Genomic DNA, 23990 nt, shown 5'->3' with positions numbered 1-23990 from the left:
AAAAGACGGAGCCGTACTAACTGATGACAGTTAGCATGCAAAAGCATGTTGCGTATGGTACGGATTACGGCGACGATTTCCAGAAAATTTCCGCTTCTACTCAATTCTGTGGCAGTGATTTACGGTTATGGTTTTTGTTGCAACCTTCCAATGAGACTGAAAACGTAAGAAACACTACGCATTTACTGTACGAATATACAATCCTTACATTTCATTCTTGGGTTGCGGTTTAATAATTGATTTCATTAATTTGTTAAATTGTAAAGAATTTTCAAAAAAAGGTTTCACAACAAAGAATTCAATTGACATTTTTTCGGCTCGCTATTTTAATGAGAAAAAAATTGGAGCTGATTATGTCTCAAGTTGAAAATCAGAGTATGAGTGACTTACTGCCTGTTGAAAAGTTATTGGAAGTTATTGGCGCCATTTCGGATACCAATTATTCACGTTACTACTTAAAACAATACGGTTTCGATACTGGTTTAGGGTGGAAGGATACTCAGTCCAATATTTTAGAACAATTTTCTGGAAAGCGAAAAGCACCAGAAAAAGCCACTTATTCTAATCTGGTTAGAATTACTAAGGCTTTAATGTATTTAGGAAAACATTATTGTGAATTATTTACAATAACGGATGCTGAACACCAAGCTTTGTTAAAAAATGCCATCAATTTTAAATTCGATGGCAAACCTTATTCTGAGTCTTTCCCTCTATTTGTTGAACAAAAAAAATTGACTATGGCTTCATTACCGGTGCTAACCAGTATTGAAAATAAGAAAAGTGGGCTTATGTTTTATTTTTCTACTCCGCGTAAAATAATTGAGCGAGTGGAGGAGCTTAAGAAGGTTGATGGTATTCTTCGGCAGTTATCCTATAAAAAAGAGATAAAAAAGCAATTTATAGACACTGTATTTGTACCTCATGACTATAAAAGGATTGAATTCCGAATTTCAACTGATGTCGGAAAAAGAGACATCGAGCATGAAATGGAAAAATTACAGGATGTTTTTGTGAAAATCATATCTGCTAATGGGATTAAACTTAAAGATACAAATCCTGTAAACTTAAATAATGCAATTACATCGATTTATGACGATTCTTCCATCGGTCGAGTGGTTGATTGTGTGTTTTATAGCCACGATAACGGCATTTCCATTCCTCGTACCTGTCGGAAAGAGGTGGACGTGTGTTTACGTGATCAGGAGTATCACTTGGCTGGAGCAGAAAAGGAAGAGGTTGAATGTGTAGCTGTTACTGTTCGATGGGAACAGACAGTCGCTAAGCTTAAGTTAAAAATCAAAACGCAGGTAAGTCTGGAATCTATGGCAAACTTTAATTATACTTTCTGCAGAAGGTTTATAATCGACAATCCAAAAGGATTGCCACATTCTATTTCATTGATTTCTATGGTTGAACAAGGCGCTGGGTGATGGGGCACTTAGAACAGGTGAAGATAAGAATACAGAATGATCCTGTTCTTCAGTTAGAACTCAAGGAGGAAATGTTCCGCCTTATCACTTATATTGAAAAAAATCCTAAGATAAAATATTTTCCGCTCACAAAAATTAAGTCTATAACTAAATCTAATAATACTGAGTGCATGAATATCGCCATTTATTTTTGTGGCGAAACGTTAAAGATATTTGAGCCACGTTATTCATATATTCTTGAAGGAAACCAAGAGATTGAATTGACTAAGAGTGAATTTAAGTATTATTTGTATCATAGACAAGAATGTTTATCAAAAGATGGGTATGTCATATGCCCTGTTTTAAAGGAACGGCTATTTTTCTATTTCACAACTAGTTTGAGTACATACTCAGATGATGAAGACTGGGAAATAGATTAAATGGATCTGAAGGATGAAGTGTTTGATGCAATGTTGGCTTCTGGCCAATTGGATGAATTTCTTGATTTGATTGATCCTCAAAAATTTGATGAATTTAGCCGAAGTGTTTTTGTTGAACTGCGTAAGGCTGTAAGAGCTCTAGAGTCGAATGCTGATAAATACTATAATCAATCTGAAGAGCAGATTAGTACTACTATATCTTTATTGTTAGAAAAATCTGGTTTCCACACGAAAAGCGAACCGTCGTCTAGAGGTCATGTAGACATTTTTGTCGAAAAAGACAAGTTCAAATGGCTAATTGAAGCAAAGATTGGATATAATAATCAAAAGATCTTTGAAGGGTTGCTACAGTTAACGTCACGCTATCTAAATGATCAGCGCTCAGCTTGTTTGTTATTATACTTCAAAAAAGAAAACATCAAATCTAATTTTGAAAGCTGGAAAAAATACATTCAAAATAAATCTTGGATGTCGTACGCAGTTAATGAAAATATCGTTGATCAATGCGAGTTAATGTATGGCGAGACAGTCATAAAACCTGATAGTTTTTGCATTGGAAATAGTTTCTTATCCGATGCTAAAACAACTGCTGGCGAAGTGTTAGATATTTATAACCTGGGCGTTAACCTACATTTTTGCCCAGTTGATAGTAGTGGGCGCAATGGCAAGGCTTTGAAAAAAGAACAGGCAAAAATATATTTTGAGCATTTGTTTCATGATAGGAAAAATGGTAGTCCTATTGACGAGATAACATTGTTTTCAAAGCTTAATGACTATTTCGAGTTCGAAAAATAGTAATTAAAAATAGTGGCTTAATACTAATTTTTCTCGGTTGGCTGAGCTAACTTATTGTTTAACATGTCAATTTGCTCGCCATTCAATTCTTCAATCCACGCACCGTAGACTTCATAAACCATCTGCGCATTTTCGTGCCCCATCTGATTAGCAATAAAAGCCGGGTTAGCGCCTGCCGATAACAACCAGCATGCGAAAGTGTGCCGTGTATGGTACGGATTGCGACGGCGAATACCAGCACGTTTTACAGCAGAGTCCCATCGAGCGCCAATACTGCTCAGAGAGTAGTATGGTTTCTGCGCACCTTTCCTTACTCTGGGCATGAAAACAAAATGTACCTTCTGTTGTTCGGTCAACCCGTATTCGCGGTGGTGATAGGTAATCTCCGTTTTGGGAAAGAGCGCAGTCAGCTCACTCTGCGCCTTAAGAGCTTCGATTGCCGGCGTAAGCAAAGTCACTGTCCGGAACCCTGCATCTGTCTTGGGAGGGACGAACATCCCCAGTGCATTCAGGTTGCGCCGGACATGCACGGTGCCATTTGCCAGATCGACATCCTCCCAGGCAAGCGCGGCCAGTTCTCCATGCCTCAACCCGGAGTAGATAGCGAACTGCCACATATTTCCTTTTTGCCCATGGTTGGCTGCTATAAGCTGATTGAACTCGGCCCGGGTCAGTGGGTCAGGTTTAGGTCTGCTCTTCTGGAGTTTCTTGATGCCCGAATATGCCTTTTCTGTGGTAAATCCTGACCTGTGGGCAAATCTCAAAAGAGAACAGAGCAGTGAGATATAATTATCGACAGTTCTTACACTGCGGCCGATCTTATTGGAGCGAACATGTACGGCATACATTGTCTGGCCCTCAAGCAACTCCGTTCGGTAGCGCAGTACGTCGTTGTGCTTTATCTCGCGAATAAGAGTATCAGCGCCAACCACGGCCACGATGGTTTTAAGCTGCGATGCTGTTTTGCGCAAGGTATTGGCGCTTAGTTCGATTTTACGGTTAGTTAACCAGGTATCCACGAGTTCACCGAATGAACGGATCTGCACGGTGCCGGAGGTAGTATCTGCCAGCTTTGATTCGGGAAAACGGGTGCGGTAATCAAACTCTCCCAGCGAAATCTCACTGACGATGACCGTTCGTAACTGGCCTGCTTTCTTAATATTTGAAAGGGTGGGGATCCACCCCCTGAGCAGTTCCCGGCAGCGCTTACCTTTATACATGAACCAGATGCGAATGCTTTGACCGCGAAGCTCCACACCCGGTGGTAAATCTGCCATTTATGCGTCCTGTATCAGCTGATTAATCTTTGGATAGTTGTACCAGGTTATACCGCGCGATGTCTGGATGCCTGTGGGTGAATGTCGTTTAAAATGTATCCCCTCAATCCAGCAACCCTGACGATATTTTTCAATCTGGCGGATATCCAGACCAGTCTTTGCAGCCAGCCTCTCCGCAACAACCCACTCTTCGTTAAAAATCACCTGTGCCATCTTTCACCTCAGGTAACCGGCATCAGTATAAAGATGCCGGTAAAGTGTTTGTGATATTTCAATATCAGGCGGCTTGGCCTGGTAAGGATCGCAGGCGGCGCATGCCGGTCATCGCTGTGGCCACGTAGCTCGCCTTGCGGTTCACCACCTCCACCCAGACCTTCACGCCTTCCACCCGCACCGTGTACGTCTCCCTCATCTTGCTGCGCCCTTAGTTACCGTAGCGCTCCTGATGGGCTGCAAGGGCGATGTCGCAGGCCTGACGCGCCAGCGGTGACTGCGTGCTGCGGTTAATCAGTCGCATGGTCATCTCCTTTCGTGCCAGAGATCATGGCGGTGAGGCAGGCGTTCCAGCCCTCCATCCAAACCAGCGCGGTGGCGGCCGGTAGCTGCTTGATGTCTGATGGCAACTCTTCAACGGTCATCTTCTCCGGCGCAGCTGGATGCGGTAACTGTGGTGCTGGCGGGGTGATAATTTGAAACTCAGCATTATGCGGCTGGGCTTTTAAAACAAAATCAACTTGGTCACGTCTTATGGTTTGCCACTCCGTTACCTGACCGTTGTAGCAGTTCCGGATACGGTATTGATAAACCGGCTCAGTCGGAGCAGTCAGCGCTGCCAGTGCGATTTCAAACAGGGCCAAATCTTTCAGGCCATATTCGTCACTGGGTACGGCGGCCAGATACTCCTCCGCGCGTTTTTTATGCGTTTGCGCCCATTCGATCAACTGCTCTTTGGTGAATTTGCTCATCTCGTTACCGGGAGGGCGAACCCTCCCGCCTCCCTTAGGCCACGTATTCCGGTTTCATATCCGCTAGGGTGATGCTGAACTTATCGTGCAGGTCATCGCCCAGGTGACGTTTGGCCGACGCCAGCACGCGCTCGGCTTCTGCGAACCTCTCGGCGGAATCCGCTTCTTCAGGCTGAGGAAGGGAGTTGATCGCCGCCTCGACCTTGTTGCGTGCATCCACCAGGTAGTAACGCTTCACGGCTTTGTTCTTCAGTTCAGTGAACAGGGCGGAGCCGAGGGCGTTCTTGGCGCTTTCGATGTCGGCGCGTACTGCTTTGGCGTTATCCACGTCCTGCGCCGCTTCAATGCGATCCCGGAACTCATCGGCCATAGCATCGATGTTGGCAGCCGATTCCTGTGCGCTGTGAGTGGTTGTTACGGTGTCACCTTTGATATCAGCCAAGCTCACGCGCTGGGCGGGCACCGGGTTGATTTCCTTCTCGGTGCGTGGCTCTACTTCATCCGGGCTGTAGACGCCGAGGATGACCTCAGGGCAGTACAGGCGCGCCCAATACTTCACCGCGAGATAAGCGATCTGCTGCTTGGGGGCCGTTTTCCACAGCGGCGAGTTCCGGGTGGTGATGTCAGCAAGGTAGATGTTCTCTCCCCAGGTGATATCGGTTTCGCCGCGCAGGACAGCGCCAACCCGGACAAACAGTCCCAGCTCATCGCGGCCGTCTTTCTTTCCGGCGATCTTTTCCCAGTCGCCGCCGTATTCGTAATGGAAGCGGCCCACAATCGCGCTGGAGCTGGAGATCACCGCGTTAACCAGTTGCGCTTCGTAACCCAGCACGCCGTTGACCAGGTGCGTTTTCTGCGCGACGGCGTAAGGGTTCATGCCCCATTGCATAGCCTGCATGACGATCGCCATACAGTCGGCAGGTTTCCCCGCCAGGTGCTTCGGTACGGTCACAGCAGATTGCGCCATCAGCTCAGCAAAGGCGGTCAGCTGGCCGAGCGCCTGCACGTTGAATACTGCATTGCTGGCAGAGATGGTGTTCGGTGTCTGCTCAGCAGCGATAATGTTGGTGTTTTGCATAATCATTCTCTCCATTAAGCCAGACGCAGCGCTTCAAGGCGGCGCAGGTCGAAGTCGTTCAGTTCGTCGATGTAGTCTTCGGTGATCGGCGCTGGCCAGCAGTTGGTGTCGTAAGCCTGAGCCAGGGCGCGCATGGTTTTCTGATACTCCTGCATGCCCAGCGCCAGCAGATCCTCCGACGCCTCAATGACCGCCACCCAGTGGTAACCCTCGTCTTTGTTGACGAAGATCCAGAAGAACTGGTCAAAGTCAGCGACGTCGCAGTACATGCCCGCGCTAAGGTGGTAGTCGCGGTCGATAATTTCCCGGTGCAGTTTGGCGCGCAGGCCGTCCTGCTTAATGCGGCCCATGCTGATTGTCTTAAGGTCAACGCCGATACGAACGCCGTTGATTTCAACCTCAAGGTCCGGGCGTACACGGACTTCAAGGCCGGTTTCGTCGTCCATACCGAAGTAACTGGTTTCGACTGAACGGGAAGGGTGGCGCAGTAGCTTCCCGGCCGATTTATGGTTCAGCAGGGCCTGCTGAATTGCAGTGGCCAGCGCCAGTTGTTCACTGGACAGAATGGCTTTCCCGGCCACGCTATCGCGCCATTGCTGCTCGTACTCATCAGCGAAAATGGCATCCAGATACACCGCGCGGATCGCCGCCTGCAGTTCCTCTTTCTTGCCAGTGAGTTTCAGCTGCTCGGCTTTTGGCTTATCCGCATTAAATTCGCGGATGAACGCCTTCATGGAGTCGGTGGTGGTGAACGCTCCCTCCGGCACGCCCGGGAACACAGCGAACTCTTCGTGCAGCTTCTCCGGCTCAAGGGCCAGCGTGTGGGCTAGGCTGCCGAACGTCAGCGCCTCGCTGCTTTCGCGGCGGATTGTCTTAGTTACATGGCGGCCGTGATAGAACATCAGGCTGACGCGGGCATCCTTCACCTGCGTGCTGCTGATCCCGTTCGCTGCGTGATACACGTTATTCGGCAGACCTTCATAGCGGCCCGGTTCGAAGTACGCTGGGTATTCCGGCGCGATGGCGGTTTCCTCCGGCGTTTCGGTGGTAACTTCCGGCGCAGTGGCGTTCGCCAGCTCCGGCACCGCGGCGGCCAGCACCTCAGCCGGGTTCAGGGCAACTGTTTGCGGATCAGCTGCATCGGCGCTTTCGCCTGGTTGAACCGCCTCAATACTTTCTCCTTCCGGCGGGTCAGTCTCTTCCATCTGCACATCGCTGGTGGTCTCCTCTTTAACCGGTGAACGGTCATCTGTTTGTGGTTTGTTTTCGTTCATCAGGCCTTCGATGGAGAACATGCCGCCGCCGAGGTTCGCGACCTGTGGCTGGCTGATAGTTTCTTTCGCCCACTTCGGCAGGGTCTGCGTTTCAGCTTCACTCTCATCAGCGAGTTTCTGCTCGCCAGCTTCAGTCCATTTCGGCAGTGGATGCTCTTCGGCAGTTTGGGTATCTGCTTCTGGTTGTGCGATCGGGAGTGGCATCAACTCAGTTGCGGCGTTGAATTCAGCGGTCATCGTCTGGTTCACGAACTCCAGATGCGCAACCGGCGTCAGGTGGATATTCTCCGGCGCGATGCGCACCAGGTTGAATATGGCCGCGCGGTTCACAGCAAGAACGCCAGGCTGGTTGCGCAGGATTTTGCTCCACGATTTCCATGGTTCTTCTTTGGTTGCGACAATCTCTTTTGCGCGACGCAAAACACTGGAAGGGATTTCAAAGTGGTGAAAATCCATCGGCAGCAGGGCGCAGGCGATCTCAAGGTCGAGGGTGTCCAGGGTATGATGCGCGCCTTCACCACGGTCAGTTACGTACCCGCCATCGGCATTGGTCCCGGCGTCAGTGCGTTGTACACTGCTGATGCGGTTGCCGGCGGCCCATTCGCGCGTCAGGATCCCCCGGTCAATGTGCTCGGTGCTGAACCACGCCTTAAAGAACTGGATGACGACAGACAGCTCTGTGCGTTTTCCATCAACAGGGAAGATGGTTTTCAGAGCACTGACCACTTTCCAGATGTCGGGCTCGTGTGCTTTCTTGAAGCCCTCAACATTTTCGGCGGCCAGAATCATGTTCTGCACATAGCTGTTATCCACATCCAGTTCGAGCACCTGGATGGCTTTCTTCTGCTCTTCGTCGACGTGGTAGAAATACTGCTTGTCGGCGATGTACTGCGCCAGAAGACGCTGACGGAAAGGCAGGGTGGCAACGGTCGTTAATACCGGCAGTTCACGTTCGCGGAACTCTCTTACTGCATCACAGACCGTTTCGGTGCTGTTTACATCACCAACGATTTCGCCAGTTTCGATATCCACACCGTCGACAACAGTGGTGTCAGTACCTTCAGCACCCCCTTCGTCTGGTTGTGCCAGCTGTGCGGCGCCGGGGATCACGTTCCAGGTGCGCTGGTCGTCGGCCAGGGTATAGCGCTCACACCAGGTGTAATCGATGGTGCTTTCTTCGGGCAGGTCATTGAACACCGGGAAATCGGTGCGGACAGGCTTGGCGTAGTCTTTACCGCGGCCAGTTTCGATGCCTGCATCTTCCAGCGCGACATCCAGCTGCAACGCAGCTCGTGATTGGGTGTTGGCGGAGAGCCACACTACAGCGTCAGGTTTCCCTGACTTCTGAGTGGCCTTAACCAGGTAGAAAAATTCCATGTCAGATCCTCATTTTTGGATGTAAGATCCCCGGGCCAGAGATAGCGCCCATTGGGTGTGTTTTTGGTTTTGAGTAGTATTCCGGTGTACTTTGGTCGGTGGCACCGGACGTAGATCCCGCCTTGCGCGGGAATACGTTATGCTTCGTGGGCCATCTGGTCGTACGAAGCGCAACGCTCAGAACAGTAATCGAGTTCTTCGCGCGCCAGCTGGGCGCCGCGGATGAAGAGCAATACGTTTTTAACTTCTTTCCCTTGCTCGATTGGTTTGCGGCAGTACGCGCATTTCTTCTCTTGCATGACTCCCTCCGTTAATGGCTCAGGCCATTCCCCACGCCATTCAGGAAAACTTCGACCAGCAGATCGGTGGTGTAAGTGCGCTCAATACCACGATGCAGGTAGAGCTTTCCGCGCTTATTGGCTGATGCCGTCCAGGTGCTGTCTTTGTGCTTAACGAGCATGCCGGGCAGAACTGCGCCGCGGTTGACCGTCTGGGTGCCATAGTGCTGATGAACCATGATGATTCCCTCTCATTTGCCCTTGTCGCCAGGCTGGCGGAACGTTTCTTTAACCTGACAACGGTGCGCGTGTTGTCGATGACCTAACAATACAAATAACTTTTGTAATTGACAAGTGAAATGAAAAAAATAATTTCAATTTAGGGCGGCAGAATGCAGCCAATTGAAGGCTGCATTGAAGATCAGAGGGTAGTGGTTACTTCTGAATGCTTTGGATAATGCTTAACACATCATCCTTCAAGAGGTCGAGTTCTTGGAGGGTTGTCTTTGCGTGGACTATAAGACGTAACTTTTCTGCCTCAGGCATTTGGTTAAACAATGCGAGCAAGGCCGTTTCTTTCTCATCTAACTCCCGCGGAGCAGCGATAGCATCAAGGGCATCTTCACCAGCCTCAGGGGGCATAAAGAACCAATGCTCCGGTTTCCCCGTAGCAGCAGCAAGACGTTTCAGCCTTTCTCCTCTCGGAGCTGATTCACCTTTCGCCCACTGCTGTACCGCCTGGGGAGTAACCATTGCTCTCCTGGCAATATCTGACATGTTCCAACCGAACTGATCTCTAACGAGTTGAAGTCGGTAGGCAAACGCTTCATGAGGTGCTGTTTTCATGTCTTCCATTCTACAAGGTAGCCTTTCATTCCGCATTGCAAAGATTATTTTCAATCAGCGTTGAAAAAATAATTTTCATATTGTAATCTTGGATTTCAACAACTGAGGCTTTGATATGACAAAATCCATCAAACAACGCGTTTGCGCTGTCATGACGCAAACGGAGATAGCAAAAAAGCTAGGTACCACATCACAGGCGGTGAGCCTCTGGCTAAATCATGAGGTGCCTGCTCATCGGGTGCTTCCGATCTGCAAGCTGCTTGAGTGGGAAATTACGCCTCACGAAATTCGCAGTGATATTTACCCAAACCCAACCGACGGTTTACCTCAGCAGGAGACCTAACCATGCAAACACTTTCTTTTCAACAGAATAACAGAGCTCCAGCAGAGCGTCTGAAATTCCAGTTTCATACGGACGAGTTGGAATGCCAGAAGATTGACCACCGCGCCATCTGTTCTGCCGTTCGCGCCTGGGCCGCGGCTGAGGGGCGTGTGGCGGTCGCAATAATAATCCGGGAAGCGGTAGAAAAGGCTGGCCTGGCGGATATCGACACATCCGTTAATGCCGATGTGTGGAACGTGAAATTGTTCCGATGGTTAGATCAGCCAGAGAAATCGGCAGTTTACCGGGCTAACGTCGAGCAGCTGGCGCCGGTAATCATCTCAGTTCTGCCGCTGGCGTACCGGGATCGGGTTGTTAAGCACGATAACTTCGCGCTTCGCATAGCCAAGTCGGTGAAAGAGGATGCTGAGGCCATTCAAGCCGTCGTTCTCAAAGCGCCCAAACAGGAACGCTGGAAAGAGATCAGCGAAAGCATCGTTGCTAAGTACATGTTGGATGGACCGGATTCTGTCGCGCCAATTATGGCAATGGTTACAACAATGCTGAGCGGGGCGCTATGAAGGGTTCAAAAAAGGCGAAAGCCGCGGTGCGCGAACACCAACGGCTTTCAGGTGCAAATACGGGACGTAAATGCGAGGTCATTATGGCAAATGCATGTACAAAACACCAGGCGAAAGGGGCATAGCTATGTCGAATGTCGCTTACGCCGATTTCGCGGCACGCAGTGCCGTCAGGAGCAACCGGATGGAGAACCAGAAGACCGGATTCATCCCGTTGTACCGGAGTGTATTGAAGAAGCCCTGGGCGAAAGATGTGTTCCTGCGCACGCTGTGGGAAAACCTTCTATTGGGCGCTGCCCGTCAGCCTTACACGGCAAACTTTAAAGGCCGTCAGTGGCCGTTGCAAACCGGACAACTGGTGACCACATCAGCCGATCTCGGGCTGAAATTATGTGACCGGGCGGGGGAGCCAACTAGCCGTCACGCAGTGGAGAGAATGCTGGCTCTTTTCGTCAAGGAAGGGATGATTTCTACCGCAGGAGAGAAGCGAAAAGGCACTGTGATAACAATCACAAATTACATGCTTTATGCTCAAAAATTGGACAATTTACCCGCGCATTTAGCCGAGCATAACGGCGAGCATTACGCCGCGCATGAGGAACCCAGCAACGGCGGGGCTTCCGGTGATAGTGCCGCGCATTTACCCGCGCATGAAGCCGCGCAATTCGCCGCGCATCATGAACAACAAGGTAATAACAACAATATAAATATTAAAAGATCCTCGTCCCGGAATTCTGCCGAATCCCGAAACGAAGCGATCGAAAAATTTCTCTCTCGCCATCCTGAAGCCGCAAACGGAATTTATACCCCCTCCGGTAAATCATGGGGAACGGCTGACGACCTGAAAGCAGCCCGTTGGATTTATGCCCAGCTGCTGACGGTCAACCCAAGCCTCAGTGAGCCGAAATGGGTTGAGTGGGCCAATACCATCCGCCTGATGCGCCAGCAAGACAATCGCACTCACTACGAAGTTTGCGAGTTACTCAAATGGGCCAGCAAGGATAACTTCTGGAAGACCAACATCCTGAGCCCATCCAGCCTGCGAAAGCAGTGGGACCAGCTAAGCACTAAACGCCTGAACAACCCATCCGGGGCCCGGCCTGCAGCCCAGGGCATCGACTTCAACAACACAGACTGGATCAACGAGGTGTTCGATGGAAAGACTATCTGAGCAGCTGGCGAACTGCGATCGCGAAAGCTTCCGCCGCATTGCCCATAACATGCCTGCAGCCCCGGCAGAACGCCCGCAGGTTGAGCAGACCGCTGAAATCTTCAACTCCCTGTTCAGTGCGCTGCGTGCTGCATTTCCGGCAGCAATGGCTGCTTTCCGTGAGCAGAGCGAGTTCAACGAACTACGCCGCCAATGGGTGATGGCATTTCAGGAGAACGGGATCACTACCATGGCACAGGTGGCCGCAGGCATGCGGATTGCCCGCCGCCAGGAGAAGCCATTCCTGCCGTCACCCGGCCAGTTCGTTGCCTGGTGCAAAGAGGGGCGCTGCCTGCTCGGGTTCAGCGTTGATGACGTGATGACTGAGTACTGGAAATGGCGCCGCCTGGTGTTCCGGTATCCAACCAGCGAACAGTATCCATGGCCAGCGCCGGTCTTATATCACGTCTGCACTGAGCTGCGTCGGCAAAGTACGGATCGCCAGATGACCGAGAGCGAGATGCGCCAGGCCGCGGGCAAGGTCCTGGCTGGATGGGAAGAGCGCGTTGCAGCAGGTAAGCCGGTACCGCCGATCCGCCGTGCTATCGCCGCCCCGGCCAAGGCCAGCGGCCCTACGCCAGCAGAAATACTGATGGCTGAATACAAAAAACGCAAAGCAGCTGGTCTGATTTAACAGGAGATCCCCATGGAAACCGTAATTCAAGCACTGAACGTAATGGGTAAAGCGACCGCGCGCGAGGTAGCAAGCCGTCTGGGTATTGAGCCTGCAACCGCGCTAAACATGCTGCGCGAACACGAAGAGGGCGAAGAGGTTACCCAGAGCAATGGTTACTGGGTCGTCGGGAAACCTTTGCTCAACCGAACCGCCAGAACCGCAGTCCAGCCGCCGGTGAAAGTGACGGTGAATGATTTGGCCCGGCTGCTGGCTGAACATGGACCAAAATCCTCTGCGGAACTGGCCGCGCTGGCGCGGATCGAGTCAAAACGAGTAGCGCCCATGCTGACCTATCACCTGGAGAAAGGCAAAATCCTGCGCGAAAAAATTGACGGCAAGTTCGTTTACTCCGTCCGTGCCGACTCTCCTACATTTGCGGCGCCAGCCGAACCTGAGCCAGCTCCTGATGCTCCTGCAGTTACCGCGTTAACCGACGCCGAAAAGCCGCTGGAGCAGTTTGTCAGCGAGATCCCCTCGTTCACCGAAGGGCGCTCAGCCGGGCAGGTGATCCCAACCGTCCGGGTGCTTTCCCGCGAAATTCGTCGCACCAAAAACAAGCTGGCGAGTCTGGAGAAACTGCGCGATGCGGTCCGGGTTGTTGGCCGCCACAAGAATCTCGTTAACCAGCTGGTGGGCGCGGAGGTGGGCAATGGCCAGTAACAACCTCTGGACAATCATCCGCGCCATCCAGCGCAGCGGGGAGATCACCCCGCGTCAGGTTCGCCGGCTGCTGGGCTGCGACAGCAAAAAGGCCTGCCGCCTGCTGGAGCATCTCGTTTCTACTGGTGCTGTGAAGAACATCGGCCAGCCCCGCCACCCGGTCTACGTCATGCAGCCAGACGGGGAAGCGCGCATCAAGCCAATGCCGGTGGTGCGCCAGCGGCCCAGCATTGCAGACGTTTGTCGCCAGAACTGGCAGGGCTATCAGATCCACAAAATTATCGGGAGTGCACGGGCATGAGTGATTCACTGAACAACAAAGAGCTGGTGGCCGTGGGCCATCAATTTGCCAAGGCGATGAGCGCCGACACGCCGATCATCGATATGGCGAAGATTGTTTCGCGTCTGGCCGAACGGTTGGACTGCACCACCGCGGCGCTGCGCGAGATGACGAAGCAGCGGGATGCGTCTGAGCAAGCTGAAAGGGTCTGGGAAACAGCCATGATGCAGGCCTGCGGAGAAGATGGGCCGAAATCAGTTGCCGATAAGTTTGCCGCTCTTGAGGCCAAGTGCGCGGCGCTGGCTGCTGAGAATGCAGCGCTGAAATCGGCAATTCAGACGCATAGTGAATCAATCCACTTTTTCGACTTATGCGGGAAAGATGATCCATGCAGCACTGATGATGTCTGCATGGCCCTTAGCGAAACGCCGGATACCGATGCCTACCTGACTGAAGTGCGGGCACAAGTCTGGATCGAAGCGAAGGCGCTGGCAAAGTCAGCTATCGCCAGCGATTCCGTAGACCATATCGATTTCCTGTTTGATGGGAAAGCCGCCCAACTTCGCCAGGGAGGCGCAGAGTGAAAAACCGCAAAGCAAAAATCCTCATCATTCGCGTTCTGAAAAACTGCTATCCCCGCCAATGGCTGAACGTAAGCAATCGTCGAATGGTTCTCTTCTCGCTTGGCGGAGTTAACCGCGAAGGGCACCAATTCAAAAAGAGCGCAGCGCAGAACCGCTGGAAGAATCACGCGAGGTTCCAATGAAAGTACTCAACAAACAGGCGCTGCGTGAAGCGGCGGAAAAGGCTCAAGCGGCAAGGGCCAGGCTTGAATCTATGCCAGATGAAGATGTCGTTTTATTCGAAGATGATGATATCAAAACTGATGTTTTCGTATGCAACAAGTTCATCGTTACAGCCAACCCTGCCACCGTGCTGGCACTGCTGAATGAGAACGCGAGACTAATGGCCGAACGCGATGCGCTGCGCGAAACCATGGGTGGCGACAACACCAGGGCGGCAGCTGATATCTACTTCCAGTTGGTGGAAGAGTGTGAAATCCCGGCAAATGGATCGCTGGTTGAGCATGTAGACAGCATGAGGGATGAGCTGGAAGCAGAGAAGAAAATGCGCGAAGCAGCAGAGAAGCGCGTGGCACAACTTGAGGCGAGTCACAGCAAGCTGCGTGAGTCGATGGCAGCGATTCATAACACGATCCGCCTGGATGGCGCGCAAACGTCACTGGCAGTAATTCTAAATGCTGCGAAACGAGCGCATGAAGAATCCGCTGCTGCAGCTGGCATCAAGGGGGGCTAGGGTATGGCTGATAAGTGTAACAACTGCACAGTCGGCATGATCGGTTCCCGTCCTATCCTGTCTGGTGGGTGGGCTGCTGCCATTACTGAATTCAACAAGGTAACTGAGGAATGGGACGAGAAGACCAAACGGTTTGCCATACCCCATCCGGGCTTTGCTCGTAAATTCAATTATTGCCCGCATTGCGGGAGCACGGTTGAGGACTAACCCATGAGCAAATTCACCAAAGACCCATCAACTCACCCTGCTAACGGCCCGCTTACGGAAGAGCGCCTTATTCGCGTACGTGACGAGCTGGCAGCTGCAGCAAAGCGTTCTGACGGCGGCAACCTCGGCTACATGATGGCTGATGCAGCGAAGGCTATCGATGAGTTGCTGGCGCGGAGGAAAGCACCACAGCTATTGCAGCCAGAGGTGCCTGAAGAGGCCACCCCTGATGATATCGAAATTCTTGCCAGCATCCGGCCGCCTCACGGGGTGGCTTACCAATGGGACGAAGATCAGCGAAACGCCGCCGCTGATGCCTGGAATGCCTGCCGTGGGGCCATGCTTCAGGGCAATCATCGCGACCTATCGTATCCAGTAGACCCGCAGGTTGCTGAGTACGAGAAAATCATGCAGCAGGCTTTGCCTGATGGGTGGGTGGCTGTGCCGGTTGAGCCGACCGAGGACATGGTCATCGCTGGTTTTGAGGCAGAGCTACGCGAAGAGTTCCGCGATCCAGATGCTTGGGAGGCATTCGAGGCTATGAGTGGCTGCGAGCAGGCGGCGCACCGGGCAAAGTGGTGCTGGGCAGCGATGATTGCAGCAGTACCGCAGCAGGAGGCCCAATGACGTCCCTATCCGCAACCATCCAGGTGCTGGCGAAGGAGAGGGGTTTATCCATTTCCGGGCTGGCCGACAAGATGGGCGTTAACCGTAAAACGCTGTATTCCTGCATTCACGGTAACCCGCGCCTTTCCAGCCTGCAGAGCATTGCAGACGCGCTTAATGTCCGATTGTCGGACGTGATTGCTATAGCCGAGGACGTTGAGCAAGCAGCACCGGAGTAACCACAAGCGGGCCTCTCCGGAGGCCTTTTTCTCGACTATCAGCAGCCAGCAGAACGGCCCGCGAGATGCCTGATCGATAATACCGATCGATATCACGAGATTGATCTATGAAATCGATCAGATATTAACCGTGGCGTGGCAACAAATTATCAACCTGACATGGAGTGTCAGCGTCGCAATATACCCTCAGGTGCAGGCCTGCTACTGGTTTGGCAGGATTGAGGGGTTTCTAATCAGATATTTATCCCAGCACTTTCCGCCCTGACGGAGTGTTAAAAATAAGCGTCAGTTTTTACACGGAAGTGACGTAAAAAATTATTTAAATCAAGCAGATGAATACACTTGCGTATACATGCGGTTCACGTGCATACTTAAGCCAAACGAATAATTGTCGCGGTAGGGATACCCGTTACCGGATACCCCCCGCACAGATCCCGGCGTGCGCGATTTACGCACCGGGCTCCTGCCTCGGGTGTCTGGCGGTGAACCGCTCCACAGGCCATGGATGAAGAACCCGAACCCTTGGTAGCCATGCGGCTGCCAGTTTGTTTGCTTTCGTCCAGGTCGTATCATCCTTCTGGCTCCTGCGCCTGAGCGCCCGGCGCCAGAGGTTTGTTACGTGTGTCCTGAACTTCTGCATGGTGGGGAAGTTGCCCGGTACCGAGTGATAGTTCAGGTATCCCTGAACCACTCTCCTGAGCCATTTTCCCTGTTCGGGGATTGAGTAATGCCAGCGCCTTCGCAGACCGTCTTTGATGGCTTTCAGAGTTGCCGTCATCCGATCCCGGCGGGTCTTTCGTATCAGCATGAACCTGCCGTTGCGATCTTTCCCGCTGATGTGCGTGAACCCGAGGAAGTTGAACGTTTCTGGTTTGCCTTTTCCCCTGATGGCACGGTTTTCGGCAGCGAAGCGGCCGAACTCCATCAGACGGGTTTTCTCCGGGTGAACCGTGAGTCCGAACTCCCTCAGTCTGCGCTGCATGGCTATACGGAAGCGCCGGGCATCGTATCGTTTGTCGAACCCGATGACGATGTCATCGGCGTATCTGACCATTACCACATTGCCTGTGGCATAGCGACGTCGCCACTGATGCGCCCACAGATCGAAGACGTAGTGGAGGTATATGTTTGCCAGCAGCGGTGAGATGACCGCACCCTGTGGGGTGCCTTCCTCCGTTGCTCGCCATTGACCCTCCTCCGACGTCCCGGCTGTGAGCCACTTACGTATGAGCCTGATTACCCTCCGGTCGCCGATCCGATGCTCTGTGAACCTGATCAGCCATTCGTGGCTCACCCTGTCAAAGAACTGACTGATGTCGGCATCCAGTACCCAGTTTACGTTAGTGCGTACCAGCCCTGTGGCCAGTGCGTCCAGTGCATCGTGCTGGCTTCGCCCGGGTCTGAACCCGTATGAGAACCCCATAAAGTCGTTTTCATAGACTGCGTTCAGGATTTTCACCAGCGCATACTGGACGATCTTGTCCTCCAGCGAGGCGATGCCGAGCGGGCGTTGTTTTCCATCCGCTTTTGGGATGTAGTGACGCCTGCCGGGCTGCGCCCTGTAGCTGCCCTGATGTAGCCTCCGGTGCAGATCTGTTATGTTGTTCTTCATGTTTCCGGCGTAGTCCATCCACCTGATGCCATCCACTCCGGCGGCCGCTTTCCTGCTCAGGGAGAGGAATGCGGCTTCCAGTGCTTCGACTGTCAGCAGGTGGAACAATGCTGTAAACCGTTCTTTCTTCCGCTGCTTCGCAGCTTCCCGCACGCGTGACAGCCTCTGTGACATGCTTTCCCGGCTCTGTGTCCGGCGCATGTGTGGCTGTTCCGCGTTCCCCTTGGCCCCGCTCCTTCGCTCCACTGACTCCGCTCCTTTCGGGTTGTTCGCCTGCTTCGCCGCTACTATGAGCGAGTCCGACTTCTCCTCTCCGTACATCACCGGCTATGACTCCTCGTCTTCCCGGTGCGGGCCATCTCCGACACTGGCAGATGGTCAGAGGGGAGATCTCCCGGTTCCCGCGTAGAGATTGTATTGACATGCCAGGGTCTCAGACCCCGCCGGGTCCATGTGGCACTCGCAGTATCGCACCCTATGATGTTGCCTTCCGTTAACAGTACAACGTCGGCACCCGGTAATTTAATATACATTTCGTGGCTCAATGGCTGGCCTGTCAACACCCCTGTCAACGCTTCGCCCCATACCTCGCGGTATGCAACGCATGACTCGGGGACCTTGTGGATTGCTGGTCCTTCAATGGTCGGGGACTTTCACCCCTTGATCTCTACCGGTCTCCCGGCGCACACTGTTTATATATACAGTGTTTTGTTGTATGGTTTAAGTGCTACAGAAAAAAATGAATTTTTCTTCCGGCGAACCTATTAGGAAATTTGCGCCATTTATTATTTTGGCTCTGTGGAGTGGAGTTCTCCCCGCCGGGAGAGGGTATTTGGTGATAGCAAAGAAGGGGATTGATGTGGCTGCGATGTGTTCTGATGGGGGTGGGTATTTATACCAGGTGGTGCGGTCAGATGGGACAGCGGTATGCTCGTTTCATCTCAGGCCTGGGGATCGCGTCCTCCTCTCTGGGCAAGGCTCAGAGGTTGGCCATAAACACCTCCTTGCGGATGAACGCGTCACATCACGAGAAGTGCTGGCCGAGATTGTGAGAGAGTTATCAGCTCGCAATTGACCTTTTTAGTACCTGAATAGCATAATGTTTGTATCGGCCTGAACAACCGGTAACCTGACCACGATGCGCCACGGAGAAAGCTCCCATGGCGCAGTTACAACTCATCAAGAATTCTGCAGGAACTCTGATCCCCGCATCGCCGGAGACCAGCGAATTACTGCAATCAAAAATCAAGCTCGGCGCCGTGCTGGTGGCCGACTTCAAACAGGTCCGTAATCCGGCCTTTCACCGTCGCTTCTTCGCCCTGCTGAATCTCGGCTTCGAATACTGGGAGCCAACCGGCGGGGCTATCTCATCAAACGAACGCAAGCTGGTGACCGGCTACGCGAAGTTCCTGGCATCGTTCGGCGGGAGTGAAACCGCGCTGCTGGATGCTGCTGAGCAGTATCTCGAACGCATCGCCGACAAACGTACTGGCAGCATCAGCGCCTGCAAATCTTTTGACGCGTATCGCGCCTGGGTCACCATCGAATCCGGGCATTACGACGCCATCCAGCTGCCAGACGGAACTCTCCGGAAACACCCCCGCAGTATCGCCTTCGCCAATATGGACGAGACCGAGTTTCAGCAGCTCTACAAAGCCGCGCTCGATGTTCTTTGGCGCTGGATATTGTCGCGCTCATTCAGGGACCAGCGCGAGGCTGAGAACGCCGCTGCGCAACTGCTGAGCTTCGGGGGCTGACCAGATGGCGAAATCATGGTTCCACTACACCGAATGCACAACCGAGCAGGCCGATGAACTTCAGCGGCAGTACCAGCGGCGCGGGGTAGCCGTAACGCGCAGCCTTAATCGTGATTACCTCACCTGGACCGTCAGCGTTGAGCGGCAGGAGGTGAAGTACCTCGAGCCCACGCCGCGTACGTTCCGCCAAAAGGTCTGGGGGTGAGCATGGCTGATTTACGCAAAGCGGCCCGCGGCCGCGAATGTCAGGTGCGGATCCCCGGCGTGTGCAATGGCAATCCTGAAACATCCGTTCTGGCGCATATTCGCCTGGCTGGACTGTGCGGTACCGGCATAAAGCCGCCTGACCTGATCGCCACCATCGCATGCAGCAGCTGCCACGACGAAATAGACCGACGCACCCGCCTGGTGGATGCGGAATATGCAAAGGAGTGCGCGCTGGAAGGCATGGCCCGCACGCAGGTTATCTGGCTGAAAGAGGAACTGGTGAAGGCATGAAGACTTACAACATCACGCTGCCGTGGCCGCCGAGCAATAACCGCTATTACCGGCACAACCGCGGGCGCACGCATATCAGCACCGAAGGGCTGACCTACCGCGACCGCGTCGCCCAAATCATCAAAGACGAGATGCTGGATATAGGAATCACCGCGGCGGTAAAGATCCGCATTGAATGCCACATGCCTGACCGCCGCCGCCGGGACCTGGACAACCTGCAGAAGGCTGCATTCGACGCGCTGACCAAAGCTGGGTTCTGGCAGGACGACCAGCAGGTTGACGATTACCGCGTAAAACGGATGCCGATCGTCAAGGGCGGCAAACTGGAATTGACCATCACCGAGCTGGAGCCAGCATGAAACCAGAACTGATCGAATCGCTTCGCATGCGCTGGCTGCGCCTCCGCATTTATCGCCACCCGGGAAGTGTGCTGGTGGACTATCGCATCCTTCGTAACTTTATCCGCATTTACCAGATTGCAGGAGCAGCAGCGTGAACCTCGAAAACACCGTGAAATACCACTTTGCAAAATCCACGATGATCAGCGACTCCCCGCGCGCCACTGGTTCAGACTCGCTCACCGGCACAGATATCATGGCTGCCATGGGCATGACGCAGGAACGCGCCGCCATGGGCTACAGCGCTTTCCTCGGAAAGATGGGGATCAGCAACAACGACCGGGAGAGGGCGATCGCGCTGCTGGCCGAGTACGCGCTGACCAAATGCGATAAGGTTGCCGCGCTGCGCAAGCTGGAAGCCGGAGTTAAGCCACTGGTGATGCGCCAGCTGGCCGCATTCGCTTTCGAGGATTATTCCCGTAGCGCCGCCAGCGTTAAGCAGTGCGATTGCTGTGCTGGAGCCGGCTTCATCCTGGCCGACGTCTTCACCAATAAATACCGCAAGCCGGAAGGTAAGATGACCGTGGCCGGCATGGTGAAGGTTCAGGAGACCGTTAAGGTGCTCTGCAAAAAATGCAATGGCGCAGGCCAGGTCAGCGCGGCATGCAGCGACTGCCGCGGACGCGGTAAAGCGGTAAGCAAAGAACTGACCGATCAGCAGGGTGTTCCGGTTCTGGCCGACTGCAAACGCTGCGCCGGGCGAGGTTATGAGCGAATCCCTTCGACTGAGGCATACGCGGCCGTCTGCCTAATCACTGATGCGATTACTGTCGCCACCTGGGAAAAGTCGGTCAAGCCATTCTACGATCAGCTGATCACGAAATTTGATATCGAAGAGGCTTGGGCAGAGGCGCAGCTGAAACAGATAACGCGATAGCGCTCACGGAAATAGCTTACGTTTCAAGCTTCAGCTATTTACTTTTCCGGAATCTGTGTTAATTTCGTTCCAACGATGGATTACTGCCTTCGTTAAAAGCCCTGCGGTTAACCCCGTGGGGCTTTGTCGTTTCTGGAGGGCCAAAATATGTGACAGCCAAACGGATAGACCGCAGCCGAAAGGCAGTGCAGCAGTTATGATGCTGCCCCGAGTCGCGTAATGGCGAGCCTGTGTAGTGATGGGTAAGGGTCATAGATCAAAACAAGCTCCGGAAGAGCAGCGCGAACGCCAGACGCGCGCCGGTTATCAGCGGCGAAAGAGCGACAGCACCTCAAGGGCATGAGCGTGGCCACTCCGGGAAGTGGCATAAAATTTCAGAGGCTCGCACATGCGGGCCTTTTCTGTATCTGGACTATCCCTACCTGGGACTATAAGCGCATAGCGCAACGCAGCACCCATCGATTGGCGGACCAGAACCCGCCTTTTTTATTCAGGGCTCCGGGGATCATCCTCAACTCGTTTTGTCGTTAATTTACCCCGAGAGCCCGACCTCTACACATGGACCATCTATGTCTGAACCTCTAACCATTGCTGGCGGTGTCACGTCCGCAACTATCGGAGTGACGTTCGCATCCCTGTTCCCCGAGGCAACGCCCGGCGTAATGCTGTGCGCGCTGGCCGGTGCAGCAATGTACGTTCTGACATCCGATCCACACCAACTGTGGAAGCAGTTCCTGTTCGCCGTCATCAGCTTTGTCGGCGGGGTGTTCTTCTCGGTGCCAATGGCGAAGATACTGGCCGGGGTGATTAACACCGCCCTCGGCCTGTTGCAGCCGCCGGTAAGCATTGAAGTATCCCCGAACATCGGCGCGCTGGTTTCCGCTTCCATCTCTGTCGCAGTCCTGCTTCGCATCCTCGCCAAATCAAAACGGGGGAAGATGCCGGGACTGGAGGAGGAAGGTCAATGACATGGCAAAACATCATTCTGGATGCAAACGCCATAATCTGTGCCCTGATTGTCGTCAGGCTGATGTTCTTCAGTAAAAGCGGTAAGCGGCACAGACCAGGTGTAACGCTGATGGCGTACCTGATGATTCTGGCCGCCGGCTTCACGGCGTTTCGCATTCTCTACGGCAAATATCTGCAGGTTGATCCGGGAGAGCTGATGCTGAACGTCGCCATATGCGTCGCGGTGTGGCGCTCCCGCGGTAATCTCGCCAAAGTTTTTCAGAAGGCCGGGCAATGACCAAAGACGACATCTTCAACGCCATCCTCGGTAAAGAGGGCGGCCATGTGAATCACCCGGATGATAAAGGCGGCCCGACAAATTGGGGCATTACCCAGGCTACGGCCCGTGCCCACGGTTATACCGGTGATATGCGCAACCTGACCCGTCAGCAGGCTCTCGACATCCTTGAGGCTGATTACTGGTATGGCCCACGCTTCGACCAGGTTGCAGCTGTATCCCCGGTCATCGCTGCCGAGCTCTGCGATACGGGCGTAAACATGGGACCATCGGTACAGGTGAAATGGTTCCAGCGTTGGCTGAACGTATTCAACAACCAGCAGCAGTTCTATCCCGACCTGATCGCCGACGGTCAGATTGGGCCGCGCAGCATCAGCGCGCTGAAGTCCTTCCTGGCTAAACGCGGTAGTGAAGGCGAAGGCGTATTGCTCCGAGCTCTGAACTGTAGCCAGGGCCAGCGTTATCTCGAACTGGCAGAGCAGCGCCCGGCTAACGAGTCATTCGCCTACGGCTGGATGCGGGAGCGCGTAAGCCTATGACCAAACTGAAAGCCATCCTGGCGTTTATCGTCACTGCTCTGCTGGTGGTGCTGGGCGCTTTTGGACTGGGCAGCATGCGTGGCCGGGAGAAGGCAGAAGCCAAAGCCGATAAGCAGCGAACCGACGATAACGCAGCAGCCAGCAAAGCAGCTGCAGAACGTCGCGTTCAAGTCACCACGGAGGCCAGCAATGTTCAGCAGACAATTAGCCATATGCCTGATGACGATGTCGATCGTGAGCTGCGCGCAAACTGGACCCGCAAAGGTTGAACTCATCGACACCGGCTGCGACTGGGTAAAACCTATCTACGGTACGGCCAATGATTGGGATGTACTGGATAAGCAGACGAAGAAAGACATTCTGTCGCATAACAAAGCGTGGCAGGAGAACTGCCAGAAGGATTGAGCAAAGAAGCAGTAAAGCGGATTTTCCATCGCATCCGAAAATCCGCCACTGCAATACAATAGCTTAGCTCGAGTTATCTATGTTAAGTATAAGGGGTTTGATATAACATGACAGTGACGAACTATAATCCTATATCCAAAATGGAGACTGTTGTGTCCACCATCAGCCACATTAAAAATCCGTTAACTATTATCGGCATTTTTGCGGGGATTGTTGAAATATCTGCAAACCTTGTCCTGCCTTGGCTTGAACCAGTTTCGCAAATCACATATATGTGGTTCTTAATGTTGTTTCCTGCTGGCTTGGTGTTGATATTTTTTTTAACACTAAATTTTAACCATGTGGTTTTGTATGCGCCCAGTGACTACAACGATGATAAAGGCTTCATGCAAGCTAATGCGAAGATGATTGGAAACCAAGTGCGTGATACTAATGCAAACGTAGGGATCAAGTGGCCATGAGCAAAATTGTAGGTAAAACGTACAAAAACCAAAAGGTTATATTGGATGGGAATACGTACGAAAATTGTGGATTTTTCAGTTGCTCAATTGTTTATACCGGAAATGGTTCGATCAGTTTGATTAACAATACGTTCACTGATTGCACATGGTCTTTTGAAGGGGCTGCTGCCAATACTCTACAGTTTTTAAGTGTTATTTATAGAGACATGGGTGACTTCGGCCGTGAACTTGTCGAAGCCACGTTCAGAAATATCAAGGGCAACAGACCATAATCAAGTCGTTCTAAGACGGCTTTTATTGCCATTGTCCTAGGCAGGCCTCTTCCGCACAAACACCAAGCCACTGGCATCCGCTGGTGGC

General features: G+C 52.7%; 35 protein-coding genes and 2 pseudogenes. 27 read left to right on the top strand and 10 right to left on the bottom strand.

Annotated elements, in window-relative coordinates; translation table 11 throughout:
• The first annotated feature begins 353 nt into the window (after window positions 1-353).
• From ES815_RS22130 to ES815_RS22120, 3 genes are read left to right on the top strand one after another with little or no spacing between them, the layout of a single operon-like run.
• Window positions 354-1430, top strand: coding sequence for a hypothetical protein (locus ES815_RS22130; protein ID WP_142489744.1), 1077 nt, complete (start codon window positions 354-356; stop codon window positions 1428-1430).
• Window positions 1430-1849 carry a hypothetical protein gene (locus ES815_RS22125; RefSeq protein WP_142489743.1) on the top strand — a complete coding sequence of 140 codons (420 nt, stop codon included), beginning with the start codon at window positions 1430-1432 and terminating at the stop codon, window positions 1847-1849. Before ES815_RS22130 ends, ES815_RS22125 begins: the two co-directional genes overlap by 1 nt.
• On the top strand, window positions 1850-2644 hold the full coding sequence (locus tag ES815_RS22120) for a hypothetical protein (protein ID WP_142489742.1): 795 nt from the start codon (window positions 1850-1852) through the stop codon (window positions 2642-2644).
• Window positions 2645-2667: 23 nt separating this feature from the next.
• Here the strand turns inward: ES815_RS22120 and ES815_RS22115 are convergent, their stop codons facing one another.
• The 9 genes and pseudogenes from ES815_RS22115 to ES815_RS22080 all read right to left on the bottom strand — a co-directional run bounded on the left by ES815_RS22115 (window position 2668) and on the right by ES815_RS22080 (window position 9748).
• A complete protein-coding gene (locus ES815_RS22115) occupies window positions 2668-3921 on the bottom strand; it encodes a tyrosine-type recombinase/integrase (RefSeq protein ID WP_142489741.1) in 1254 nt (417 codons plus the stop codon).
• Window positions 3922-4134: an excisionase family protein gene (xisR, locus tag ES815_RS22110; protein WP_142489740.1), complete on the bottom strand. Its 213-nt coding sequence runs from the start codon at window positions 4132-4134 to the stop codon at window positions 3922-3924.
• Between the two features lie 64 nt (window positions 4135-4198).
• Window positions 4199-4438, bottom strand: a pseudogene (locus tag ES815_RS22105) (DUF4060 family protein).
• A complete protein-coding gene (locus ES815_RS22100) occupies window positions 4425-4886 on the bottom strand; it encodes a hypothetical protein (RefSeq protein ID WP_142489739.1) in 462 nt (153 codons plus the stop codon). Before ES815_RS22100 ends, ES815_RS22105 begins: the two are co-directional and overlap by 14 nt.
• 34 nt (window positions 4887-4920) lie before the next feature.
• A complete protein-coding gene (locus ES815_RS22095; RefSeq protein ID WP_142489738.1) occupies window positions 4921-5964 on the bottom strand; it encodes a RecT family recombinase in 1044 nt (347 codons plus the stop codon).
• A 14-nt stretch (window positions 5965-5978) separates the two neighbouring features.
• A complete protein-coding gene (locus ES815_RS22090; protein ID WP_142489737.1) occupies window positions 5979-8615 on the bottom strand; it encodes a RecE family exodeoxyribonuclease in 2637 nt (878 codons plus the stop codon).
• A 137-nt stretch (window positions 8616-8752) separates the two neighbouring features.
• Window positions 8753-8914, bottom strand: coding sequence for a YdaE family protein (locus ES815_RS23805; RefSeq protein ID WP_185902363.1), 162 nt, complete (start codon window positions 8912-8914; stop codon window positions 8753-8755).
• 11 nt (window positions 8915-8925) lie between these two features.
• Window positions 8926-9141, bottom strand: a pseudogene (locus ES815_RS22085) (cell division inhibitor protein); the annotation flags it as partial.
• 187 nt (window positions 9142-9328) lie between these two features.
• Entirely contained in the window at window positions 9329-9748 is a 420-nt protein-coding gene (locus tag ES815_RS22080) for a helix-turn-helix domain-containing protein (protein ID WP_142489736.1), read from the bottom strand.
• A gap of 106 nt (window positions 9749-9854) precedes the next feature.
• Here ES815_RS22080 and ES815_RS22075 point away from each other — a divergent pair, with 106 nt between their 5' ends.
• The 12 genes from ES815_RS22075 to ES815_RS22020 all read left to right on the top strand — a co-directional run bounded on the left by ES815_RS22075 (window position 9855) and on the right by ES815_RS22020 (window position 15837).
• The gene (locus tag ES815_RS22075; protein ID WP_142489735.1) at window positions 9855-10082 is read left to right on the top strand and encodes a transcriptional regulator; all 228 of its coding nucleotides are present in this window, start codon (window positions 9855-9857) and stop codon (window positions 10080-10082) included.
• Between the two features lie 2 nt (window positions 10083-10084).
• Window positions 10085-10642 (top strand): toxin YdaT family protein, encoded by a 558-nt coding sequence (locus tag ES815_RS22070; protein WP_142489734.1) that lies wholly within the window; start codon window positions 10085-10087, stop codon window positions 10640-10642.
• Between the two features lie 184 nt (window positions 10643-10826).
• Window positions 10827-11813 carry a replication protein gene (locus tag ES815_RS22065; RefSeq protein ID WP_142490107.1) on the top strand — a complete coding sequence of 329 codons (987 nt, stop codon included), beginning with the start codon at window positions 10827-10829 and terminating at the stop codon, window positions 11811-11813.
• The gene (locus tag ES815_RS22060; protein WP_142489733.1) at window positions 11797-12486 is read left to right on the top strand and encodes a replication protein P; all 690 of its coding nucleotides are present in this window, start codon (window positions 11797-11799) and stop codon (window positions 12484-12486) included. The genes ES815_RS22065 and ES815_RS22060 overlap by 17 nt, the downstream gene beginning before the upstream one ends.
• Before the next feature lie 12 nt (window positions 12487-12498).
• The gene (locus ES815_RS22055) at window positions 12499-13188 is read left to right on the top strand and encodes a DUF1627 domain-containing protein (RefSeq protein WP_142489732.1); all 690 of its coding nucleotides are present in this window, start codon (window positions 12499-12501) and stop codon (window positions 13186-13188) included.
• Window positions 13178-13489 (top strand): hypothetical protein, encoded by a 312-nt coding sequence (locus ES815_RS22050; RefSeq protein WP_142489731.1) that lies wholly within the window; start codon window positions 13178-13180, stop codon window positions 13487-13489. The genes ES815_RS22055 and ES815_RS22050 overlap by 11 nt, the downstream gene beginning before the upstream one ends.
• Window positions 13486-14052, top strand: coding sequence for a hypothetical protein (locus ES815_RS22045; RefSeq protein WP_142489730.1), 567 nt, complete (start codon window positions 13486-13488; stop codon window positions 14050-14052). Before ES815_RS22050 ends, ES815_RS22045 begins: the two co-directional genes overlap by 4 nt.
• On the top strand, window positions 14049-14234 hold the full coding sequence (locus ES815_RS22040; RefSeq protein WP_142489729.1) for a hypothetical protein: 186 nt from the start codon (window positions 14049-14051) through the stop codon (window positions 14232-14234). The genes ES815_RS22045 and ES815_RS22040 overlap by 4 nt, the downstream gene beginning before the upstream one ends.
• Window positions 14231-14785: an ead/Ea22-like family protein gene (locus ES815_RS22035; protein ID WP_142489728.1), complete on the top strand. Its 555-nt coding sequence runs from the start codon at window positions 14231-14233 to the stop codon at window positions 14783-14785. The genes ES815_RS22040 and ES815_RS22035 overlap by 4 nt, the downstream gene beginning before the upstream one ends.
• Before the next feature lie 3 nt (window positions 14786-14788).
• Window positions 14789-14992 (top strand): hypothetical protein, encoded by a 204-nt coding sequence (locus ES815_RS22030; protein WP_142489727.1) that lies wholly within the window; start codon window positions 14789-14791, stop codon window positions 14990-14992.
• A gap of 3 nt (window positions 14993-14995) precedes the next feature.
• Entirely contained in the window at window positions 14996-15619 is a 624-nt protein-coding gene (locus tag ES815_RS24020; protein ID WP_260609647.1) for a hypothetical protein, read from the top strand.
• Window positions 15616-15837: a helix-turn-helix domain-containing protein gene (locus ES815_RS22020; protein WP_142489726.1), complete on the top strand. Its 222-nt coding sequence runs from the start codon at window positions 15616-15618 to the stop codon at window positions 15835-15837. Before ES815_RS24020 ends, ES815_RS22020 begins: the two co-directional genes overlap by 4 nt.
• A 448-nt stretch (window positions 15838-16285) precedes the next feature.
• Here the strand turns inward: ES815_RS22020 and ltrA are convergent, their stop codons facing one another.
• The gene (ltrA, locus tag ES815_RS22015) at window positions 16286-17773 is read right to left on the bottom strand and encodes a group II intron reverse transcriptase/maturase (RefSeq protein ID WP_004178082.1); all 1488 of its coding nucleotides are present in this window, start codon (window positions 17771-17773) and stop codon (window positions 16286-16288) included.
• An 836-nt stretch (window positions 17774-18609) separates the two neighbouring features.
• On the opposite strand from ltrA, the gene ES815_RS22005 reads away from it, so the two are divergent.
• From ES815_RS22005 to ES815_RS21945, 12 genes are all read left to right on the top strand, one after another.
• Window positions 18610-19206 (top strand): DUF1367 family protein, encoded by a 597-nt coding sequence (locus ES815_RS22005; RefSeq protein WP_142489725.1) that lies wholly within the window; start codon window positions 18610-18612, stop codon window positions 19204-19206.
• 4 nt (window positions 19207-19210) lie between these two features.
• Window positions 19211-19411: a hypothetical protein gene (locus ES815_RS22000; protein WP_032612101.1), complete on the top strand. Its 201-nt coding sequence runs from the start codon at window positions 19211-19213 to the stop codon at window positions 19409-19411.
• Between the two features lie 2 nt (window positions 19412-19413).
• Window positions 19414-19704: a DUF1364 domain-containing protein gene (locus tag ES815_RS21995; RefSeq protein WP_142489724.1), complete on the top strand. Its 291-nt coding sequence runs from the start codon at window positions 19414-19416 to the stop codon at window positions 19702-19704.
• Window positions 19701-20063: a crossover junction endodeoxyribonuclease RusA gene (gene rusA, locus ES815_RS21990; protein WP_142489723.1), complete on the top strand. Its 363-nt coding sequence runs from the start codon at window positions 19701-19703 to the stop codon at window positions 20061-20063. The genes ES815_RS21995 and rusA overlap by 4 nt, the downstream gene beginning before the upstream one ends.
• Entirely contained in the window at window positions 20060-20200 is a 141-nt protein-coding gene (locus tag ES815_RS21985; protein ID WP_142489722.1) for a YlcG family protein, read from the top strand. The genes rusA and ES815_RS21985 overlap by 4 nt, the downstream gene beginning before the upstream one ends.
• Window positions 20197-20979 (top strand): antitermination protein, encoded by a 783-nt coding sequence (locus ES815_RS21980; protein WP_142489721.1) that lies wholly within the window; start codon window positions 20197-20199, stop codon window positions 20977-20979. Before ES815_RS21985 ends, ES815_RS21980 begins: the two co-directional genes overlap by 4 nt.
• A gap of 569 nt (window positions 20980-21548) precedes the next feature.
• A complete protein-coding gene (locus ES815_RS21975; protein WP_057107418.1) occupies window positions 21549-21947 on the top strand; it encodes a putative holin in 399 nt (132 codons plus the stop codon).
• The gene (locus ES815_RS21970) at window positions 21944-22225 is read left to right on the top strand and encodes a phage holin family protein (RefSeq protein ID WP_057107419.1); all 282 of its coding nucleotides are present in this window, start codon (window positions 21944-21946) and stop codon (window positions 22223-22225) included. The genes ES815_RS21975 and ES815_RS21970 overlap by 4 nt, the downstream gene beginning before the upstream one ends.
• On the top strand, window positions 22222-22764 hold the full coding sequence (locus ES815_RS21965; protein ID WP_142489720.1) for a glycoside hydrolase family 108 protein: 543 nt from the start codon (window positions 22222-22224) through the stop codon (window positions 22762-22764). Before ES815_RS21970 ends, ES815_RS21965 begins: the two co-directional genes overlap by 4 nt.
• Entirely contained in the window at window positions 22761-23033 is a 273-nt protein-coding gene (locus ES815_RS21960) for a hypothetical protein (protein ID WP_142489719.1), read from the top strand. The genes ES815_RS21965 and ES815_RS21960 overlap by 4 nt, the downstream gene beginning before the upstream one ends.
• A 288-nt stretch (window positions 23034-23321) precedes the next feature.
• Complete coding sequence (locus tag ES815_RS21950; RefSeq protein ID WP_181818392.1) at window positions 23322-23630, top strand: hypothetical protein; 309 nt, start codon at window positions 23322-23324, stop codon at window positions 23628-23630.
• The gene (locus tag ES815_RS21945; protein ID WP_142489717.1) at window positions 23627-23902 is read left to right on the top strand and encodes a hypothetical protein; all 276 of its coding nucleotides are present in this window, start codon (window positions 23627-23629) and stop codon (window positions 23900-23902) included. The genes ES815_RS21950 and ES815_RS21945 overlap by 4 nt, the downstream gene beginning before the upstream one ends.
• Window positions 23903-23990: the final 88 nt, after the last annotated feature.

Origin of the sequence: Leclercia adecarboxylata, from assembly GCF_006874705.1 — a bacterium.
GTDB classification, from domain to species: Bacteria; Pseudomonadota; Gammaproteobacteria; order Enterobacterales; family Enterobacteriaceae; genus Enterobacter; species Enterobacter adecarboxylatus_C.
Note: the sequence above shows the minus strand (reverse complement) of the source record. Positions and strands in the feature narration are given on the sequence as shown.